Origin of the sequence: Xanthomonas sp. WHRI 10204 (assembly GCF_040202875.1) — a bacterium.
GTDB lineage: Bacteria > Pseudomonadota > Gammaproteobacteria > Xanthomonadales > Xanthomonadaceae > Xanthomonas.
This window is the reverse complement of the sequence record NZ_JBEGDW010000001.1, coordinates 2,134,780-2,155,632: the sequence shown is the minus strand read 5'-3', so window position 1 is coordinate 2,155,632 and position 20,853 is coordinate 2,134,780. Positions and strand designations below refer to the sequence as shown.

Genomic DNA, 20,853 nt, shown 5'->3' with positions numbered 1-20,853 from the left:
GATGCTCCCGTTGAAAGAGGGATCGGACGCAGGCAGCCTTGGTCATCGGCGGCAACCAGAGCAGTCAGCGCCGAGCGTGAACGCCTGCCGCCATATCCGCCTGCGATCAGGCCAGCAGCGCGTCCCGCAGTGCGACGCCCAGGCTCGCCGCAGACTGCGGGTTCTGGCCAGTGATGAGCCCGCCGTCGACGATCACGTTGTCGGCCCAGTTGGACGCGTTCTGGTGATGCGCACCGCGTGCGTTGAGCGTGGACGCCAGCAGAAAGGGCACGACGTGCGTCGATTGCACTTCCTCTTCCTCGTCGTCTGTGAAGGCGGCGACCTGCTTGCCGGCGATCAGCAGGCTGCCGTCGGCGCGTGTCGCGTTCACCAGGGCCGCCGGGCCGTGGCACACCGCCGAGACGATTCCGCCAGCCGCATCGATCTCGCGGATCGCGTTCTGCGCAGCGGCGCTGTCGGGGAAGTCCCACATCGTGCCGTGGCCGCCGGCGAAGAAGATCGCCGAGTAGCGCGCGGGATTCACCTCGTCCAGGCGCACCGTGTTGGCGATCGCATGGCGGAATTCCGCATCGGCCCAGTAGTGCGCGATGACTGGATCGTGCAGGTCTTCCATCCCGTCCAACGGTGCGTCGCCGCCCTGGATCGAGGCGAATTCCACCTTGATACCGGCCTTGTGCAGTTTTTCCAGCGGATGGGTGACTTCGGCAAGGTTGTAGCCGGTGGGAATGCCTGTGTCGCCCTTCACTGCGCAGCTAGTGACGACGAAGAGGACTGGCAGGAGGTCTGAGGCGTGCTTGGGCATGGTCTTGGGATTCCTGTGTTCGAGCGAACTCTGGTCTATGGTCAAGCGACCGCATCGAGTGCGAGGTGCTTGCCGAAAAATGCGCGAGCGTCGCAACCGTCGGATCGATGTCGTGCGGCAGCTCGGACAGTGCGATGTGGGTGGTGCCTGCGATCACCAACAGCGGCCTGGCTCCTTGGTGAGCGCATCGGCTTGGTCGCTGTAGCCCCTCCTTGATAACGCTCAGCTGCCGGCGACCAGCAGTGGTGGCGGCGTCAGCGGCTCCGGCAAGGTGTTGAAGATCGAGACCGCCGGCAGGGCGAATGCCGACCAGCACCGGAAAATTGCTGTCCTCGCTGGAATTGCCGGGCAGTTGCAGGCGGGCGACGATCTGCACGGCCCGGTTCTGAAAGCGGGACGGCTGGACCATCGGTCTTCATCAGGACTCAGGCGTTGCCGGATGCGAAGAGCATTTCCCAGTTCGTGAACGGGCCGAGCGGGATCACCTCCCAGCCGATCAGTCCGGCCTTGGCCAGCGGAAACGCGCTCAGTACTTTTTGCGCCGTTTCGACCGAGTCGGCTTCGGCAATGATCGCAACGCCAGGGCGATCCTGGCGGAAATAAATGTCGCGGACGAAGCCGCTTTTGTAGTCCTGCCAGCAATGGCGGGCTTCGTCCAGCATGTGCGGCTGGTACTTTTCCAGGCTGGCGCCGGGCTGAGGCGTGTCGAGGCAGAGGAATTTCATGGCAGGTCCTTGTGGGAAATGGATGGAGGTGCGTCAGGCGAGTTCAACGCGGGCGGATGCAGGTCCGACGGAACCAAGCCGGCGCACCGTCTCGGCCACGCGCTGTCCAAGGTAGGCGGCCGTTTCCAGATCGCTTGCGATGGGGGTGTCGTCCGGGCCTTGGTCGCCGTTGGATTGCGCCATGGCGCCCAGCCAGCTTCCGAGTCTGTTGAGGTCGTGCACGCTGCCTCGGCTGCTGTCATTGCCGGGCTTCAGGTCCAACCCCACCCACACCATGCCGTGCTGCGCGGCGAACAGCGCCATCTGGATCAGCGAATGCAGCTTGTCGCCGTTTTGCGCGCCGGAATTGGTGAAGCCGGCGGCGATCTTGTCGCGCCACTTCATCGCGTTCCAGGCGACCGCGGTGGAGTCCTCGCAGAACTGTTTGAAGCGAGCGCTGGGCGCGCCGTTGTAGGTGGGCGCACCGAAAACGATGGCATCGCTGGCGGCGAGGGCCGGCCAGGGAATCGGGCCGTCGGAGATGGCGATCAACCGCGCTTCGGTTCCCGACACGCGGCGAATGCCTTCGGCGACGGCCTCGGCCTGCCTACGTGTGTGGCCGTAGCCGCTGTCGTAGACGACGCAGATGCTCGGCGGGGGAGTGCTTATCGATGACATGCCGGCATCATGCGCGGCGTATCTCTAAACCAGAAGTCGTCAATTGGTTGATCATCTATCAACCTGCAGTTGATAATCGGGTCTCCGGCCTCGCCGCTGTCTATCCGAGCACAGCATGGATTCGCCACACCGCGTCCGCGCCATTCTTTCCTTCGTGCACGCCGCCGACGGCGGCAGCTTCGCGGCGGCCGGGCGCACGCTTGGCGTGACCTCCGCTGCGGTCAGCAAGAACGTCGCCACTCTGGAAAAGGTGCTGGGCGTGCGCCTGATGAACCGCACGACGCGCACGCTCAAGCTCACCGACGAGGGCGTCGCGTTCCTGCGGCGGGCACGGCTGGCGCTGGAAGCATTGGACGCGGCCGTCGATGCCGTTGCCATACAGCGCGAGCAGCTCAGTGGGCGTGTCCACATCACCACCAGCGTTTCGTTCGGACAGGAACATCTGATGCCAGTGCTGCCGGGCCTGCTGTCGCGGCATCCCGGCTTGTCGGTGGAGGTGGACTTCGACGACCGCGTCGTCGATTTCGTGCGCGGCGGTTACGACCTGGCCCTACGCGGGGGAAACATCCGCGATTCCGCGCTGGTATCGCGCCCGGTCTGTCGCCTGAACACCGTCCTCGTCGCTTCGCCCGATTATTTGGCGCGCCACGGCGTACCGCGCGATCCCAGCGAGTTGCGCCAGCACAGGCTGATCGCGCGGCGCTTCCTGGGCGGTGCGGTGGCGACATGGAGTTTCCGCGCGACAGACGGCGGTATCGTCACCCTCGATCCGTCCGACACCGCGCTGCTGACGTTGTCGGCACCGGCAAGCCTGGTCGCGGCCGCATGCGACGGCATCGGCATTGCACAGGTTGGGGTGCATCTGGCATGGGAGGAACTGGTCTCGGGCAGATTGAAGATCGTGCTGCATCGCCAGTACCACCCCGGCAGCTACGAGATGGTCATACAGTATCCCCACCGCGCCCTGATCGCTCCGCGTGTGCGGGTCACGGTGGACTACCTGCTGGAGGCGTTTTCCGCAGATAAGACCTTGCACGTGCCATTGAAGATGCTGGATGCCTATGCGATAGGTGCGACTTGACGCATGGTGCTGTCGAAGCGTGCCACTGGTGCAGAAGGCGCCAACGAAACGCTATGGACTCAACTCCAGGAATTTCTGGATACGGCGCATGCCGAGCGAGACACTTTGAACCAACACATGCGCGCCACTGAAGACCGGGCATATGCGGAGATCATTTCGTGCGCTTCAGGAGTCCAATGCACTTGAGGCACAACTGACCAAATTGAACGATCCGCCGGCAGCACTTGAGGCGGCGTGGCATCAACATCCCGGACGGAGTCAGCCCAAGCACCCCAAACACGCGCGCGCTAAGAGATGGTGCGGCAAAGCGGCTGCTACCTGATGCCAAGCAAGCGACCGTGTCGCAATGAATGGCGAGTACAGCAGCAAGGCCTTACTGAGGATCGTGCCCCTTAGAACTTGTTCAACGTCTTCTAAGCATCAACGCGCGCAAAGCCAAAACGGCGGGCATTGCTGCCCGCCGCCAATCGCTGCGTATTACATCTGCGGCAGTCGTTACTGCACGCAGGTCGCCACGGTGTTCTGTACCGAGGTACGGAACGCAGCGACGCCATCGAGGTAGGCAAAGCCGGCTGGTAATGCCGGACGCGTGGTGGTGTTGTAGAAGATACCGAACAGATCCTTCACTGCCTGCACGTGCGCGGCGCTGCCATTGCCGCTGGTATAGCCGGCAACGTAGGTGATGGCCGCGATCGGATACGCATTGGTGATCGACGCGGCCGGATTGACCAGGCGGACGCAATTCTTGACGGCCTGCGTTCCGGTACCCGGTGCTGCGTTGACGGTGGCACCATCCAGCACGCGACCACTCAGCAGGGCCGCCGCTGCCAGCGACACCGGGGTTCCGTTCTGGCCAAACAGCGCCGGATCGAATCCGTTGACCTTGGCGTACTTGGCAGACTGCAGCAGCACTTCGCCAATGTCGGCATACCCCAGCGCATTGGTGTTGGCCGTTGCGCGCACCGCGGTGACCACACCGTTGTTGCCACTTGCGCCGATACCGCGCGAGCCGTACACCGTGCTCACACCGCCCGGTAGTGCCGAGTTGAAGGTCTGGTTGGGGGTGAAGACAAAGCCCGACGGCACATTGGCCGTGCCATTGCAGGTACGCGCCAGATAGCTGGTGAAGGCGAAGCTGGTGCCGCTGCCATCGGTACGGTAGACGATCTTGATCGGGCCGGTTGCGCCGCTGCCGGAGACCAGCGACCAGTCACTGACCTGGCCGGAATATATCTGGCAGACCTGTGCGGAGGTCAACGCCAGCGCGGTGGTGGCTGTGCTCTGCGACAACGCGATGGCACCGGCGATGGTCGGGATCTGCACCACGCCGACGCGTGCTGCGGCATTGCTGCCGCTCAGAAATGCCTGGTAGTCGGCGGTGCTGTACGGTGCATCGGTGCCGATGAAATCCGGCGTGGCGGTGGCTGCGCTCAGGCCAGCGGGGGCGACGCTGAAATCGTTACACGCTTGGTTGGCAGCGACGGTACCTGCAAGCGTGTTCTTGCCCGTGCCGCTGCCGGTCTGGCAGTACGACACCTTGTTGCTGTTGGCGCCCGCGCTGAACGTGGCGAAGATCGAGCCTGCGCTGATCCCGGCAACGGTGCTGCTGCCGCCGGCGGTGTTGCCGGCATTGGTGGACAGACGCGCATCGGGGTTCGGCGTCAGGTAGGCATTGCCCACATAAGGCAGCGCCGGGAAGGTCGCGCCGCCACCGTACAGATTTTCGGCAGCCATGGCGGGGGTGGCCAGGACAACAAGAGCGGCCGCGACGGCGGCGGCGAGCGAAACGGGGGAAATAATGGAAGTGCGCACTGCTTTTCTCCTTCATTGGAAAACAGCGGATCGGATGGGTTTATCCGTGCGAATTGAATGCGATTAACTATCGCAAACCCAGGCTGCGCTTCTTGCGTTATGGTTGCGCGACAAAATTAAATTTCTTTTGTGACTTCGGTTAATTGCGACGAAATGCAACATTCATATTTCGACCGCATACGGATTTATGCGGGAATGTCAGATTTACTGCATTCGCACGGGGCAATATCTCCATTCGATGACGAGCGCAAGCGCTGACAGAATCACGGGGTTTTCCGGCAATTAGCATCGTTTTCAGGGCAGTCACCGAATCCCACCACCTGTACGGTGATGATCGATGGCGTGTCGGTGACAGTTGCCGGACGCTTGGCGACCTCGCTGGCGGCATCAGCCACTGCAGAGGCTGCATTGGATGCACTGCTGAGCGCACTGGTATTGACGCTGCGCGTACTGCCAACCCCGACCGCATCGCCCTGGACCTGGATATTGTCGGCATTGGCAACGAACTGCGAGGCCACCACCAGATTACCGGCGGCGCGAATACCTGCATCACCCGCGTCGACGGTGCCTCGCGGCGCAACCAACACGGCGTTTCCACGCGGATCGCCGGGATTGAGTTGCAGCGTGGCGATGCCGGCACCGCTCACCTGTCCACTGGCGTCCAGCATGCAGAACTGGTCCTGGTCGCACAGATAGCGGGCGCGAGCGCGCTCGGCACTGGTCTTGCTTCCCTTGCCGGCGTTGATGTCGCCGTTGGAGCTCCACACGGTCAGGTTGCCGCCGCGCTGGGTGAAGATTCGGCTCTGCGCGAGCAGCACGTTGGCATCGGTAAACAGGCCGATCTCCCCCTGGCCGACGGCCAGAATGCCTTGTTGCGCCGGGCCGATCAGCACATTGCCTTGTCCATCGACCACGCTCGGCGGGGCCAGCACGCTACCGATCTGCAGATCGCCGCCGGGGCCGAGCACACGGATGTCGCCGCCACGTTCGGTCTGCAAGGTCGAACCACGCATGTCCAACGCGCCGGTGCGCACGCGCTCACTGGCGCCGTTGGCGCCGCCTTCCAGGTTGTTGCGCGTGTAGCCCAGGCTGGCCGGAAACAGCAGATCGATCGCGGCATAGCCGCGTGCGTACTTCTGGAAATCGGCACTGGCGGGATTGGCGTAGCCTTCGCCCACCTGTTTAAGCACGTCCAGAAAAACGCGCTCGGTCAGCAGCCTGCGGGTGCTGGCCGGCAAACGGTTGAAGGTCTGCCAGGCATCTGTTGCGGTTGCGGTCGCCGCCGCGGCCGGCCCGGTGTTGGCCTGCAACGCGGGGGATGGCTCGGTTCCGACACTTTCGGCCGAATGCAGGCGACTGAACGCGAGTAACCATTGCTGATACGTGGCGTTGCTATGTGCGCTGGACGGGTCAAGGTATTGCGCGGCGAAGGCATCGGCTTGTTCGCCATTGGCAATGCCGTAGCGCACCACCAGGTCCGCGCCTTCGCTGGGCAATCCGGTGTTGCTGCGGTTGCCGGTGGTACGGATGCCGCCGGCATTGCGGTCGTTGAGCAATGCCGCGCTCAGCGCCTCATTGGCCGAGGTGAGCGGACCAAGATTGCGCCCGGCCTGTACCTCGAAGGTACCCGGGCCTGCCAGCTCCATCCAGCCCCAGCGCACCGCCTCGGTACTGGTGCTTTGATTGGCACCGCCCTGCACCGGTGTGTAGTAAATATCGCGGCCCGCTTGCACGCGGGTTATATCGCTCAGCCGGTAGTTCTGTGCACGCAGATCCAGATTGACGATATCGCCGCCGGCACGCAGATCGGCGAATTTGGGCAGCTTGATGGTCAGCGGATTGACCATGAAGCCATCCACCGCGTAGCCGCCGACCAAATCGCCATCGCGGCTGTACAGGCGCACCGGCTGGGTGTCTTGGCGATGCAGGTTGAGTTTGTCGGTTGCCGCTGCAGCGCTGTCGTCGCCGGCATAGGCGCCGGTTTCATCCAGCATCGCCAGTTCGAACTTGCGTCTGCCGCCGCTCAAGGTGTCGTCGAACAAGCGGATATCGTCCTGGGCCAGGATCTCCAGTTGCCCCTGCGCGGACGGATACAGCCGGCCGCTGGTTTCGATCTGGATGGCGCCACCATGCGCGCTTGCATACAGCTGTGCGGGCAGAACGCTGTCGAATACGCTGTCGGTGAGGATGGCGCTGTCGGTGCCGCGACTCGGGTCGCGTTGCCCGTTGAAGAACAGCACGCCAGGCAATTTGAGCGTTCCCAATCGCACATCGCCATTGAGTGCATCGATCTCGACCGAGGAGGTCTGGCCGTAATCGGTGGTCGCACGCGCGCTAGCGCCCAACAGTGGACCGATGCTGCCGGTGGCAGTGAGATAGGCGGGATTGACGATGGCGCCAAGCGCGACATCGCCACCGGCGTGCACGGCCCATTGGCCGTCCTGCACCGCCAGCACCGGGTCGACCGCGCTGTTCACGGTACGTGGGGTGCCATTGATATCGAAGCCTTGCGCGCTCAGGGCAAACGCGCTGCCCAGACTGCCGCCGGCGCTCAGGTTGCCTTGTCCACGTGCGACGAAGTAATCGCCGCCCAGCACATCGCGCCCGGCCTGCACATCGAGATCACCGCCGCCGTACGTCTGCCGGCCATCGGCCACCAGCTGGTAACTGGTCGGCAGGGAGACCGACAGTTCGCGGATATCGCGACCGGCTTGCACCGCCACGTCGCCACCGCTGGCCAGCACCCCCTGAGCGAAGCCACCATAGTTGATGAGCCCAGCGCGTGGGGTGGTGCCATCGGTGTCCAGCGGATTACCCACTTGCAACCAGGGCCACCAGTACTGACCGACATAATTGCCGGTCACTCCGGTTCTGCTGCCGTCGCGATCGTAAATCTGGCGGTTGCCCACAATATCGCGCCCGGCCTGCAGCTGGATGTTGCCGGCAGCGTCGGCGTTGGCCTGCGCGCTGACGATCTGATCGGCCGCGCTGCCGTCATTGCGTACAACCCGGACATCGGTGCCGATCTCGCCATCGCCAGCGGGCCGGCCGGCGGTGTAGATGCTGGCCGGTGCATCGACGTCGGCAAAACGCAGATCGCGTGCGGCGGCGATCTGGATGCTGCCGGTTCCGGTACGCACTACGGTGGGAAGCAGCAGATCTTTCAGGCCGTCTTCCTGGTAGCGCTGGTGACCATCCAGCACCACGTCCGCAGTGCTGTCGGCGCGCAGCGCATCGGGACGAATGCCGGAAAAATCTGCGCCAGCGATAAGGCGGTAACTGCTGCTGTCGCCACCGATCAGGCTGGTGGTCGCCATCGGCAGCGGATTGTTGGCGTTGGCCTGCAGGGACGGCGTGTTCTGGGTGGCCGCCGGAAGCAGCGCTCCCAGCACTGGCAGCGCTGGTGCGGTGAAAGTGGGCAACGCGAACTCCCCTAGCGCGTTGTAGAACGCAGCCAGATCCAGCACGTAGCGCTCGTAATTGTTGAGGTATTGCGGATAGTCGGCGGGCGAGCTCGGCGCCGGTGGCGCCACCGGCTGACCGGGATAGTCCTGCACCGGGTAGCCCAGTTCGGGCGCGTAGTTGGCGATGAAACCGCCCAGCAACGTGTCGTAGGGCGGGAACGTGCCTGCCCATTCCGGCTGCGATTTCTGCAGCATGGCCAGTAACTGCATGTACTGGCCGTAGTACTGCAGGGCCTGTTCCTGGTCGCCACCCAGGCTGGACGGCGGCGCGGGAACCAGGCCGTCCAGGGTGGCGAACAGCTGGTCCTGCCCGAACGCGAGCACTGCCTGATAGCCGGAGTTCGCCGTGGGATAGCTGGCCTGCGGCCCGCCACCGCCGAAGGGGTTGCTGAGTTGATAGAACCCGTCGCTGAGGCTGGCCTTGACGATCACGGCCGATTCGGCGCGCAGGCTGACCGTGGGTGCGTTGCCGTTGTAGCGGAAATCCAGTTGATTGCGGTTGGCGCCGGCGCCCAGGTTCCAGTTGCTCAGCACGCGGATTTCGCCGCCGTTGAGGGTAGGGTCGGGGTTACGCAGTTCGATGCCCGGGCGGGCGTGCAGATTCGGCACATTCGCCAGACGCTGCTCGAACGTAAAGCCGGGGCGCAGCACAAAGCCCATCAATGTGCCGGGGGTGCGCGCCGCATCGTCGGCATAGCCATAGAACTGCCGATGCGCGAGATTGGCGTTGTCGGGGGTAAAAAGATAACGACTCAGGTAATCGGCGATCTGTTCCGGCGTGCTCGGCGCCACTGCGATCGGCGTGCCGGTCATGTCCGACCAACTGCCTGCCACCAGGCTGCCTTGTGCGTCGTACCAGCCGGCCGGGTCGACGATGCCATCGAAATGCTTGACTGCATCGGTGCTGGCGTCGGTGGTGCTCCACACCGCATACGCTTCAAGATCCACGCTACGCGCGCCGCGGATGCTGGCGCCATCGGCGACGGTGACGTTGACCTCGCCATCGTTCAACAGCGGCGTGCGGATCTGCACATCGCCACCGGACAGGCCACCGGCACTGCCGCCGGAGACATCCAGCACGGCAGCGGCACCGATGGCGATGGTGCCCGCCGCTGCGGCCTGCACGTTCTGGTAGCCGAACTCTGGATTCAACGAGCCATCGGCCACGCCGCTGCTGCCGAGCTGGATGCTGCCGCCGCGTTTGTCGGCGGCACTGCCACGCGCCAACAGCTGGCCGTCGATGGCAATGCCGTGGCGTCCCCACAAAGCGATGCTGCCGCCTTGCGTCCCGGAGGCATCGATGCGGCCGTCGATGCGCAGATTGCCATTGTCCGCATCGCGGCCGGCGACGGACGCGCCGCCGTCGGCGGTGAGGCTAACGCTGTCCGCACGCAGGCTGCGACCGGCCGACAGCCACAGATTGCCGCTGCGCGCATGTACGTCGATGGCGCCATCGAAACCGCCTGCGGCCAGTTGCGTTGCCAGCGGATCCAGCGCGACCGGGCTGCCCGAATCCAGCACAAAACGCCCGCCGCGTCCCTGTGCGGCGGTGCCGTCGTTGCGGCCGGGCAGGGTGACGCTGCCTTGTGCCGCTATCAGCGTCAGCGAGCCAGCGTCGGCCTGTGCTGGGGCGCTCACGTCGAGCCGGGTGGAGGCATCGGCAGACACATCGCCATGCGCGGCAGCGAGCGTGATGCTGCCGCCGGGCGTGGCTTGGACGCGGTCGAAGAACGTGTCCACAACGCCGGCCGCGTCCAGGTGTGCGCCATCGTGCAGGCGCACTGCGCCCTGGCTGCTGCGCAGCTGGATCGCCCCGGAGTTGGCGCGGATCAGCGCAGTGCTGTCGACACTGCCGCCTTGCAAGGTGATCCGGCCGCCCAACGGGCGAGCGGTGTCGCTGCTGCCTTCACTGCGCGCGAGCCGTAGTGCGCCGGTGGTGATCAATGCATGGTCGGCACCGGCGTCGGCCAGCAGCAACGGCGCGCGCAGGTCGACATCCACGGCGCCGAAATCGAATTCGCCACGGTCGCGCACCACCACCTGCTGGCTGGCCTCGACCGCGACCGCTGCAAAACCGGCCAGTTGCTTGTCGCCGCCTGCAAACGCCACCTCGCGCCCTTGCAGTCTCAGCAGACCGCTGCCTGCGACCACGCCGGCAGGATCGGCTGCAGCGCCCAGGTTGGACAGGGTCAGCCGATCGGCCTGCAGGCTGACCGAGCGACCATCGCCGATGAAGCGACCGGCGCTGAGGGTGAGGGCGTTGTCCACGCGCAGGTCCAGGCCACCGGCAAACGTCATGTCGCCATAGCTGTGCAGGCTGATTTGTCTGGCCTGCCCGAACTGAGCCAGGCTGGCCAGACCGAACACCAGCCCATCGGCATCGCTGCTGACCGCTTGCGTATCCAGGCGCACCCGGCCGGCGCTGGCATCGATCTGCTCGCCGCGCAGCACGGCGCCAGCGGCAATGGCGCTGGCGCCGGTGGAATCCAGCGTGAGCGCCGCACCACCCTCCAGGCGTGCTCCATCGCCGATCTGCAGCAACGCCTTCGACTGTGCGGCATCGGGCACATTGGCGCGCTGCAGCGCAACGGGACCCACGCCGGACAGGCGCAGCAGCGCACCGTCGCCGCTCTCTCCAGACGCCTCGCCCAGCAACAGCGGTGTGGCGACCCGCGCGTCACTGCCGGCCTGCGCCTGCAGCACGCTACCGGCATCGATGTAGACGCCGCTGCCGCTGCTGTCGCCGCCAGCGGCCAGCAACAGCTCCGGTGCGCGCAACGCGGTATCGGCAGTGTTGCTGACCCGCACACGTTGCGATGTCACGTGCACGCGCGTGCCCGCCGTGGTCTGCTCGCGCACGCCGCCCAGCAACAGGCTGCCGGCGTTCAGCGCATTGAGCGCGCCGGCGTCGATCCCGACGTAGCCATCGCTGGCAACCTGCCCGCTACCAAGCACCTGCAGCGCACGTGCGGCAATGTCCACCTGCGCGGCGCTGCCGCCGCTGGCGGCTGCGGTGGAGAGCGTGGCGCCCAGGCCGAGCCGCTGCGTGGCTGCCAGAATCAGCTGCCCACCATCGCGTGGCAATTGAGCTGCCGCTTGCTGGCTGAGGCTGGCCTGCGCATCGAAGAAGGCGGTGGCACGGGTACTGGTGTATTCCGAATACCGGCCCCAGGTCGCTGCCGACTGCACCTCGAACAAGTGCGCGCGCGCATTGCGCGTGCCGCTCAAGGTGTCGACCAAATGACCGGCCACCACGGCGGTGCCGTCGGGTGCCAGCAGGTTCTGCGCCGCCGTGGCATCGCTGCTGTCGGGCCGCATCACCACCCGGAAGGCGCCGGGCAGGGTGGCGTACCGGGCCGGCAGCAGGGTGTAGGTGCCGCTGGCCAGGCCAGGCACACCGTCCAGGTACACCGCACTGCCGGGTGCGGGTGCGCCCTCCAGGCGTTCGAACGGCGCATCGCTGGCGGCCAGCAGCGATTGCGGGCCGGGCACGATGGCATACACGCGGCGTCCATCGGGGTACAGCGGCACCTGCGTGGCCGCGCCGCTGGCATAGCTGGTGTTGCTGGAGGCCAGCAGATCGCGACTGCCGCCGGTACCCGGCACCCACTCGCTGGCCAGCAGATCGCCGCCGCCAGACAGGTCCACGCGCGCGCCGGGCGCCAAGGCCACCGCGTCGCCCGCAAGACGGATCTGTTTCTGTGGCGGGGCGGTCAGCGCAGCCGAGGTGCCTTGCACGGTGCCGTCGTAGCGCCACTGGCTGCCATCCACGGTGGTGCCATACGGCAACACCGCGCCTTCCAACGACACCGAGGTCAGGCTGCCGGGCTCCAGGCGAACCTCGCGCGTGGGCGTGGTGGCACGGGGGCCGAAGACGGCATCGGCCGCGCCGTCTTCGCCGGCCTGGACGCCGAGTATCAGCCGGCCGTTGGGTGCGCGCAGGCGGCCCTCCTGCACGATGGTGGTGGCGTCCATGGCCAGCGTACCGCCGGCCGACAACGGCAGCGCCGGCACATCGCCGACCGCTTGCAGATGGATCTGGGTGTCGGCGCGGGTGCCGCTGGCATCCGTCGCGCCCAGGGCACGCACCAGGAAGGTTTCGCCGCTACCCGGATACACCTGCGCGGCGCGCAAGATCAGATTGCCGGAGGTCAGCAGGTCGCCGGCACGCGGGGTGGCACCGCCGGTGGCGTTCTGCGCATAGGCGTAGGCCACCGGGGTGTGGAAGCGCAGCGCGCCGCTGCTGAACAGCAGCGTATTGCCAATTCCGTCGAGCGTGAACTGCCCGCCCACATCGATCTGCTGCGCCTGCACCGCCAGGGTGGTATCGCTGCCGGCTCGCGGCTGCGCCAGCGTGATTTCGCCGGCGCGCTGCAGGCGGTAGCCAGACAGGCCCACGTAGGCAGCGCCAAGATCGACCCGGCTGCTGTCGGCCAGTGACGAGAAGTCGGTTGCATCGCTGCGCAACAGCGCATAGGACGGCGCGTTTAACAGCAGCGCCCGCGACAGCTGCAACGACACATCGCCGGCAAATCCGACCGGCACCAGCGGCCGCGCTTCGATAGGCGCCAGGTCGCCAACCTGCAAGGTGTCGATGCCGGCGCCGGTGAGACGGTCGGCGGCGAAGTACAGCGGGCCCGGCGTGGCGGTTGCCAATGGCAGCGGTGCACCGGGTTGTGCGCCTTGCGGTAGGCGGCTGTCATGCTGGGTGAAGATCACCCCGCTGGGTCCGGGCAGCAGCAGCCCGTTACCGGATTGCAGCTGCAGCGGCAGCAGCGACAAGCTGCCGTCGCGTTGTTGCGGCGTGCCGCCGGCAGCCTGGATGCGTCCGTCGAAGAACAGGCCGGTAGCGGCGGCCAATGCCAACTGGCCGCCCGCACTGCCCACCGTCTGCGCCTGCAGGGGGTCGCCTGCGCCAATCAGCGGGCTGCCGCTGGGTAGGTCCAGCGTGGCGGCGGCGCCGCGCAGATCCAGTTGGGCGCCCGCAGCGACGACAACCGCGCCGCTGTCGTTGCTGAGCGTGATGCTGCCGCCATCGAGCACGCGGCCGCTGCGTGGCTGCACCAGCCCGCGCGCGCCGGGCCGCCATGCCGCCTGCGGGTCGAGCACCGCGACGCCGGACACATCCAGACGGCTGCTTTCGCCAAGCCAGACCGATTTGCCCGGCAGTGCGTAGGCCTGACCTTCGTCGATATCCGGCGGTGCGGACAGGCCCGAACTGGCCGAGGTGTCGCCGGAGAGCAGGATGTGGCCGCCCTGGGTCTGGATGCCGCCGAGCACCGTGACCTGGCCGCGCCCACCCAGCCGAACCGTCGCACCCGGGTCCAGCAGCAGTTGTGCGTCGCGCTCCATCCGCACCTGCCCGGTGCCGTTATCCAGCGTCGGATTGCCAGCGACGCGGCCCAGATAATCGCCACCACGCAACGCGAAATCGGTGCTGGGACGATAGAACGGATCCAGCTGACCCAACGAGACGTAGCCATTGCCGCCGGCCTGCGTGGCACCGGCGAACACCGCGCTGTCGCTGGGCGCCGTGGGCAGTGTCTGCAGGTTCGCAAGCAGGCTGCGCTGGCTCACCCGCACCTGGCTGCCGGCGGCGATGCTGGCATCGTGCTCGGCGGCCAGATCGTAGCGACCAAAGCTGCCTTGCTCGAAGAATCCCGCATCCAGGTGCAGCACTCGCGGATCCGACGGCGCCTGACCACCGATCTGCACACCGAACGCACGCAGGCTCAGGGTGCCGCCACCGGCAAAACTGTCTGCGCGCAGGCTGGCCGGATCGAACTGCAGCCGGCCGGCATTGTCGGCGCGCTGCAAGTCGGCGGTGTAGGTGGGCGAACCTGCGTTCTCGCCTGCCGGGCGTTGATAGGTTCGCAACGCGATGTCGCCGCCGTGTCCAAGCGGGCGGCCATCGCTGAGCGGCAGGCTGCCATCCGGTGCGACATAGCCGCCGCCGGATGCATCCAGCACCGCGCCGGGTGCGATCAGCAGCGAGGCACTGACGTCGCGTCCGGTCGCCGAACCCGCATCGCCGATGGCCTGCTGCAGCGCGTCTAGCGTGATGCTGCCGGCATCGATAAATGCGCGGCCCTGTGGTTCCAGCGTGAGCCGGCGATCGTCGTTGACCCAACGTCCGCTCACGTCCAGGCGCGCGCCAGCGCCAAGCAGCAGGTCGCCGCGCTCCTGCGCGTCCACTGCATCCGGCCGCCAGTCCTGCGGCTTGACCAGCCCGCCACTGCTTTGCAGCGCAATGGTGCCGGCTCGCGCAATCAGCGCACCATCCACTTCGACGCGCTGCGCCTGCAATGCAATGCGTCCGCCATCGCTTACCTGCAACTGCGCATCCGCATCCACTGCAATCACCGGCGCATTGCCGATTGCCACGCCGTGCAGGCCGCTGTCCTTGAGCATGCTGCTAGACAGCTGCGACCAGAACAGCGGGTTGTCGCGTTGCTGGGCATTGCCCTGGCTGCCGGGCAACGTCGAGGTTTGCGTGCCGATCTGCAGACCCTGCGGCATCTGCACGGCGGCGTCGACGATCTGCCAGCTGCGTGGATCGCGCGGCGCATCGCCAGACTGCCCCAACGTGGTGTTGTACAAGGCCGCATCGCTGTTGATACCGAGCGTGCCGCCCTGCGGCATTGCACCGCTGGCGCGTTGATACCGCCCAGACACCGCGTGCGCCGAGATCTCGCCGGCCAGCACCGCCACGCCGGAGGTGCCCAGCGGCCGCCCGAGCGCGATATTCAACGCACCGCCATTGCCGCCCTGCAGATACTCGCTTTCGTAAAAACGGCGCGTCCCCAGCAGCGGATTGCCGAACTGTTCGCTCACGCCCCAGCGGGTGTGTTCGACCGTTTGCGATCCGGCGATGCCCAGATACTGCCGTGTGGGATCGGCGCTGGCCAGATCGTACAGGCGTCCATCGGCACCCAGCAGGCGTGCTGTTTCCACCATGCCGCCTTCGGTACGCAAATAACCGCCATCCAGCTGCACCTGCGCACGCGGGGCGATCACCAGATCGCGTGCCACGATGTTGACGGTGCCGCCATCGAGCAGGAGTTCATCGATGCTGCGCGGCACCTGGTCCACATACCCTTGTGCATTGAGCAGCGGGCTACCGACCCACGCCTGGCCATCGCTGCGAACACCGGTTGCACGCCGATCGAACTGCAGCGCCTGGCGGAACAGCACGCCGTCGCGTTGCAACGGCGCATCGGCCAATTCGTTCAAGCCCACGCGCGGGATGCGCACCAGATTGTCCTGCATGGCCTGCTGCACGTTGGCGATACCGGAGACATCGACCCGCGCACCGCTGTCGATCAGCAGGCGGTTGGTGAGGGCGGTGCGGCCACGCAGTTGCGCATCGCTGCTCTCAGCGGCCAGGCTGACCATGTCCACGGTGCCACCGGGCGCGAACGTCAGCGATTGCGGCTGCAGATGCATCTGCGCGCCGGCCAGCACCATGCGCGGGCCGACAAACGCCAGGTCCGAAGCAGCGCTGGAGGTGGTGGTTTCGCCATCGTGTTCGGGCAGTGTCGCGGTGACCGAACCGGGCGCCAGCACCAGCGAACCGCCCTTGTAACCGGCCAGGCTGTCGCCGAGTTGATTGTCCTGACTGAGTGCCAGCAGCATCACGCTGCCGGGGCGGCTGATGCTGGTAGTGGCCTGCACCAGGCCGCGTTGCTGCACCGAGTAACCGACCAGAGTGGCATTCCCGCGCGTCGCCGACACGATGCCGCTGTTGTCCAACTGACCAATGCCCGAAAGATCGTTGCCGATCGGCGACAGAAAATTGCCAAAGCCCAGCGGCGCGCTCGTCCCGCTGCTGCCGAGCAGTTGTTGCAACTCCTGCGATTGCCGCAGGCCCAGCACCGCAGCCAGCAACGCCTGGCCGTCCTGCACGGTGACGCTGCCGGCATTGCTGACATTGGGCGCGGCGATCACGGTGTAGCCCTGGCTGCCAGTGGCAAGACGGGCACCGGCTTCGATGCGGATATCGCCCGGCATGCGGTCGGCGGCGGCCTCGCTGCCGGTCAACACGACTCTGGTCTGGCCGGTGGGACCAAACAGGCCGCGATTGATGAACGTCTGGTCGCTGAGGGCACGGTTGGGGTCGAACAGATCCAGCGACGACACCAGCAGCGAATGCGCATTGACCTGGCTGCCGGCACCGAACAACACGCCGTTGCGGTTGAGCAGATACACCTGACCCTGCGCCTGGATGCTGCCCAGGATGCTGCTCGGCGCTGCGCCCGGATCATTGACCCGATTCAGGGCGATCCACTGCGCGGCTTCGCTGCCACCGGCCGACTGGTCGAAGCGCAACTGCGTGCGGCTGCCGACATTGAAGGTTTCCCAATTGAGGATGGCCTTCTTCTGGGTCTGGGTCACGGTCACCTGGGTGGTGCCATCGCTGACCTGTTGCGTCGGTGCCCTGGCGCCCAGCCAAACGTTGCGCTGGCCCAGCCGTGGGTCGCTCGCCAGCACCGTGCCGGGATCGATCTGCACGTTGTCCGGCACCTGCAAGCCACCGCGTACCAGCCCGTCGGGAACCGCTGCCTGCGCTGCAGCTGCCGCAGCACGCGCCGCAGCCTGCGTGGCGTCCAGCGCCTGGCGTGCCTGCGCGGCGCGTTGAAACGCCTGCAACGATTTCTGTGCCAGCGTCCCGGCCGCGGCGGACTGCACGCCCTGCTGTTGCGCCGCCTGCGCGGCCTGCACGGACGGATCGGCGCCACGTCGCACGAACGGGCTGGATTGTGCATGCGCCTGATCGAACAGCGCCGTCGAGATCGCCGCGCTCAACAGGAACACGCGCAGGGGACGGGAGCGACGTTTGCGGGTCATGACGAATCCTTGAAAGCGCGCGTGTCAGCGCACTGGCGCGAAGAGAGTGGGATAGCGTGGTGGCGCAGGGCGCTGCGGCTGCGCGGACCTGCCGTAGGCCTGCCCAAGCCGCTGACGCAGTGCAGCCGGAGTGGGCTGGCCGAGGTGAATCGGCGACCCTCTCGCCGGTGTGACCGCTGCCTGGGGTGCGCCGGTTGCACGCGCCGTCGTCTCACGCAGCAGCTGATTCAGGCAAGACAGACGGCCGGTGCTGGTCTGCCCGATCTGCACTTCCACACAAGGCGCTGCCTGCGAATCGGGGTCTGGCGTGACGGCTGCTTGCGATGCAGCGGCAGCCGGAGCGGCTGCGATCACCGTCATCAACACAACGCTGATCCACAGGGAAGGCGTCATGGCGCAGCGGTCGTTGGCGCTGTTTGCAGGGCACCACCATCCAGGCAGGTGCGCAGCTGCGCGTGACGCGCATCGATCGTGGATTGCAGGGCATGCACCCGGTTTTCATGCGCCACCCGTGCCATACCAAACAGCTCGCGCCCGCGTCCCCGCACAAACCGCACGAACGCCGGGTCGCGATACAGCACCGCCAGTTCCTGCGCACTGGCGTAGAGCGCATCGCCCTCTGCGTTGCAGCGGCTTAGCCGCTCGCGCGTCTGCGTGCGTTCGGCCAGCAATGCCTGTTGCTGCTGGTGTTGCTGTTGCGCCAGCGCCTGCTGCTGCGCGGCATTGGTCTGTGCACGCTGCGCGCGTTCGGCGGCCAGCGCCTGCCGTTGCTGTTCCAGCTCACGTTGCAGCGCCGCCAGGCGCACGCCGTTTTCCGCAGGCGCCGCCGCCGGGGTAGGCCGCTGCGCGGCGTCGCGCTCGCGTTGTGCCGCAGCGGTGGCCAATTGCTGTTGCGCCAGATCGGCTTCTACCTGGCGCAGCCTGGCGCTGGTTTGACGCAAGGCATCGCGCAGACGCGTTTCGGTCTGTGCCTGCGCCCACGCAGGCAGCGCTCCAACCCACAGCACCGTACCGACCAGCAGAAGCAGCCATGCGCGCATGCTCAAAACTCCGCGCTCAGGTCCAGCTGCAACACATCCACCGCATACGGCGGGCCGGAGATTTCATTGGCACTGAGCCAGCGCAACGACAGCCAGGTATTGCGGGCCAGGCCGTAGGCGCCGCCCAGGATCATGCCGCGCGCATTGGTGCCGCCCATGTGGAAATCCGAGTCGGCGAATGCATCGGGCACCGCGTCCGATTCGAGATAGCGATAACCGATCGACGCATTCCATTGCCCGGCCTCGGTCACGCGTGGCTGGCCGACCAGCAGATTGAGCAGATAGCCGTGATCGCCGCCGTCGAAGGCGCCGCCATTGCCAAGGTTGTTGATCGGGCCCAGCGAGCGCACGCGCTCTGCGTTGTAGCGGGTGTTCTTGACCAGGTCCGCTTCGATCAGCAGCTTGACCGGATCGAATTGCGCCAATTCAAGCTGCGCGTGCAGATTGGCAATGCCGAACTTGCTGGCGTAACCGTAGTACTGCAGCTGCGGGCCGGCCGGATTGGCCGGATCGGCGACGATGTTGCGAATGGGCACCAGCGTATTGCCGAACTGCTGAAACTGCGGGCGCGAGCCGTCCGTATCGCAGTTGTCATTGGCGGTGGGGGCAAGGCAGGCACCGGAGCGCTTGCCCTCGAACTGGTCGTACTGGAAATAGCTGAAGGCCATGCGCAGTGCGATGTCGTCGTGCATGCGCCACTGCGCGCCCAGTTCGGCGCCATAGAGCCACTTGTCGCGGCTGCGGGTCTTGAGCGTGTTGGTCGAGCCGAAATCCAGGTCGGTGTTGTACACCGGGAACACGCCTGCACTGACATACGGTGCGAAGTCACTTTGCGGCGCAAACGCGTAGCGGCCGGCGATGCCATCGAAGTTGATGTCTTCGTCGAACACCAGCTCGCTGCTCCAGAACGGATTGGCAAAGCGCCCGAACGACAGGTCGAGATCGCGCATGGGCTGCAGAACCAGCGCCGCACGGTCCAGCCAGATCGGTTCCTTGGCCAGGTTGCCGCCGCCGCCCAGCGTCTGGTTGGTCGACACCGGGCCGCGATCGGCACCGGTAACCAGGCGGATATCGCCGGTGATCCAGTCGGCGATCTGCGCCTGCACGCCGAGCCGCGCACGGATGCGCATGCGGCTGCGATTGCGCGAGGTATTGAGAAACGGCGCGTTGCCGGTGCCGACTACATCGAAGCCGTTACCCGCATTGATCTCGGTGAAGTCGGGGAAGAACCCGTAGTTGTCGTCGGGATAAAAAATGCCTTCACCGCGCAGACGCAGATCGCCGTACAGGCGCAGGCGCTGGGTCCATTCCGGCAATGCGCCCGGTGTGGCCCAGCCTTCGCGCTTGGCCTGCGCAGTCACTTCGCTGCGCAGCTCGTCCTTGATCTGCGCGCGCACCGGTTCGGGCACATACGGCACCACGATCGCGCCCGGCTGGGTCTGGTACGGCAAGCCGGCAGGCGGCGGCGTGACATCGGCCGTCATCGGGGTGGCCGCCTCCTGGATCAGCGCATCGGCCTGGTCGCGTGTCATCACGCCCTTGGCCACCAGCAGATCGATCAGGCGCAGCGTCACCTGCGGGCTGATGCGCGCAGGATCCACCGCGCTGGCGCCTTGCGCCATGCACACGACGGGAGCGGCGATCATCGCGAGCAGACACAACGCAAGGCGGGTAACGCGACGTGGCGGGAACGGGGCAGTCATGCACGAGCTTCCTGAAAGAGGGGAACGTCAACCGGGTGCGAGCGCGCCAATCCGCAACTGGATGGGCTGCGGGAGATCGGCGGGTGGGGGCTGGGGCAGGGGCTTGTTCTGCAACGCCTGGGCGATAGCCGCGTCCAGTTCGGGCGTGCCTGCAGATGCGATCACGCGGGTGCGCGCAATGCTGCCGTCGCTGTTGAGCCACACCGCCACGGTGGCGCGGTAGCGGCCCTTGCGCGTCTTCTCATCGCGCTGCAACAGCATCTGCACGGCGCGCTGCACCGATGCCGCATAGGCCGCGAACGGGCTACCACTGCCGCCCCCGCCACCGCCAATCCGGGTGCCGCCGCCATTGCCGGCCTGCAGGCCGAACGTGTTGTCGCCTGGTCCGGCGGCGGCGGTCAGCGGATCGCCGGGCGGCGCTTCCGCCGGCTTGGGCGGTGACGGATCCGGCGCGGCCATCGGCTTGTCCAGCATGCGCGGCTGCGGCTTGGGCGGCTCCAACTCGGGTTTGGGTGGCGGCGGTGGCGGAGGAGGGGGCGGCAGCGTCACATGGGTGATGCGCGGCGGTGCCGCGCGCGGTGGTGCCGCGGTGGAAGGACGCAGTGCCAGCGAGACCAGCCACCCCAACAGTGCAAGCACTGCCAGCACGATGGCCAGCTTGCGCCAGCGCCCGACGCCGGTGGTTTCCAGCAACGGTTGTGTGGGGTCCAGGGCATCCATCG

At 66.4% G+C, this 20,853-nt stretch carries 11 protein-coding genes; 1 reads left to right on the top strand and 10 read right to left on the bottom strand.

What is annotated here, in order from left to right:
• Positions 1–106: 106 nt before the first annotated feature.
• From ABQZ00_RS09430 to ABQZ00_RS09415, 4 genes are read right to left on the bottom strand one after another with little or no spacing between them, the layout of a single operon-like run.
• On the bottom strand, positions 107–802 hold the full coding sequence (locus ABQZ00_RS09430) for a type 1 glutamine amidotransferase domain-containing protein (protein ID WP_323536964.1): 696 nt from the start codon (positions 800–802) through the stop codon (positions 107–109).
• Positions 753–1,211 (bottom strand): hypothetical protein, encoded by a 459-nt coding sequence (locus ABQZ00_RS09425; RefSeq protein WP_323536965.1) that lies wholly within the window; start codon positions 1,209–1,211, stop codon positions 753–755. Before ABQZ00_RS09425 ends, ABQZ00_RS09430 begins: the two co-directional genes overlap by 50 nt.
• 16 nt (positions 1,212–1,227) lie before the next feature.
• The gene (locus ABQZ00_RS09420) at positions 1,228–1,527 is read right to left on the bottom strand and encodes a YciI family protein (protein ID WP_323522929.1); all 300 of its coding nucleotides are present in this window, start codon (positions 1,525–1,527) and stop codon (positions 1,228–1,230) included.
• 33 nt (positions 1,528–1,560) lie between these two features.
• Entirely contained in the window at positions 1,561–2,184 is a 624-nt protein-coding gene (locus ABQZ00_RS09415; RefSeq protein WP_323536966.1) for a flavodoxin family protein, read from the bottom strand.
• A 115-nt stretch (positions 2,185–2,299) separates the two neighbouring features.
• Here ABQZ00_RS09415 and ABQZ00_RS09410 point away from each other — a divergent pair, with 115 nt between their 5' ends.
• Complete coding sequence (locus ABQZ00_RS09410) at positions 2,300–3,265, top strand: LysR family transcriptional regulator (protein ID WP_115562030.1); 966 nt, start codon at positions 2,300–2,302, stop codon at positions 3,263–3,265.
• A 495-nt stretch (positions 3,266–3,760) separates the two neighbouring features.
• On the opposite strand, the gene ABQZ00_RS09405 is transcribed toward ABQZ00_RS09410, so the two are convergent.
• The 6 genes from ABQZ00_RS09405 to ABQZ00_RS09380 all read right to left on the bottom strand — a co-directional run bounded on the left by ABQZ00_RS09405 (position 3,761) and on the right by ABQZ00_RS09380 (position 20,851).
• Positions 3,761–5,077 (bottom strand): PstS family phosphate ABC transporter substrate-binding protein, encoded by a 1,317-nt coding sequence (locus ABQZ00_RS09405; RefSeq protein ID WP_323536967.1) that lies wholly within the window; start codon positions 5,075–5,077, stop codon positions 3,761–3,763.
• 263 nt (positions 5,078–5,340) lie between these two features.
• A complete protein-coding gene (locus ABQZ00_RS09400) occupies positions 5,341–17,388 on the bottom strand; it encodes a filamentous hemagglutinin family protein (protein ID WP_323536968.1) in 12,048 nt (4,015 codons plus the stop codon).
• Between the two features lie 24 nt (positions 17,389–17,412).
• Positions 17,413–17,781, bottom strand: a complete 369-nt coding sequence (locus ABQZ00_RS09395; protein WP_323536969.1) for a hypothetical protein — start codon at positions 17,779–17,781, stop codon at positions 17,413–17,415.
• Entirely contained in the window at positions 17,778–18,428 is a 651-nt protein-coding gene (locus ABQZ00_RS09390; protein ID WP_323536970.1) for a hypothetical protein, read from the bottom strand. The genes ABQZ00_RS09395 and ABQZ00_RS09390 overlap by 4 nt, the downstream gene beginning before the upstream one ends.
• Before the next feature lie 2 nt (positions 18,429–18,430).
• Positions 18,431–20,131, bottom strand: coding sequence for a putative porin (locus ABQZ00_RS09385; protein WP_323536971.1), 1,701 nt, complete (start codon positions 20,129–20,131; stop codon positions 18,431–18,433).
• A 27-nt stretch (positions 20,132–20,158) separates the two neighbouring features.
• Positions 20,159–20,851, bottom strand: a complete 693-nt coding sequence (locus tag ABQZ00_RS09380; protein WP_323536972.1) for a TonB family protein — start codon at positions 20,849–20,851, stop codon at positions 20,159–20,161.
• Between the last annotated feature and the right edge of the window lie 2 nt (positions 20,852–20,853).

Coding starts and splice junctions, on each gene's coding strand:
- ABQZ00_RS09430 (WP_323536964.1), bottom strand. CDS start 802: ATGCCCAAGCACGCCTCAGACCTCCTGCCAGTCCTCTTCGTCGTCACT.
- ABQZ00_RS09425 (WP_323536965.1), bottom strand. CDS start 1,211: ATGGTCCAGCCGTCCCGCTTTCAGAACCGGGCCGTGCAGATCGTCGCC.
- ABQZ00_RS09420 (WP_323522929.1), bottom strand. CDS start 1,527: ATGAAATTCCTCTGCCTCGACACGCCTCAGCCCGGCGCCAGCCTGGAA.
- ABQZ00_RS09415 (WP_323536966.1), bottom strand. CDS start 2,184: ATGTCATCGATAAGCACTCCCCCGCCGAGCATCTGCGTCGTCTACGAC.
- ABQZ00_RS09410 (WP_115562030.1), top strand. CDS start 2,300: ATGGATTCGCCACACCGCGTCCGCGCCATTCTTTCCTTCGTGCACGCC.
- ABQZ00_RS09400 (WP_323536968.1), bottom strand. CDS start 17,388: ATGACCCGCAAACGTCGCTCCCGTCCCCTGCGCGTGTTCCTGTTGAGC.
- ABQZ00_RS09395 (WP_323536969.1), bottom strand. CDS start 17,781: ATGACGCCTTCCCTGTGGATCAGCGTTGTGTTGATGACGGTGATCGCA.
- ABQZ00_RS09390 (WP_323536970.1), bottom strand. CDS start 18,428: ATGCGCGCATGGCTGCTTCTGCTGGTCGGTACGGTGCTGTGGGTTGGA.
- ABQZ00_RS09385 (WP_323536971.1), bottom strand. CDS start 20,131: ATGACTGCCCCGTTCCCGCCACGTCGCGTTACCCGCCTTGCGTTGTGT.
- ABQZ00_RS09380 (WP_323536972.1), bottom strand. CDS start 20,851: ATGGATGCCCTGGACCCCACACAACCGTTGCTGGAAACCACCGGCGTC.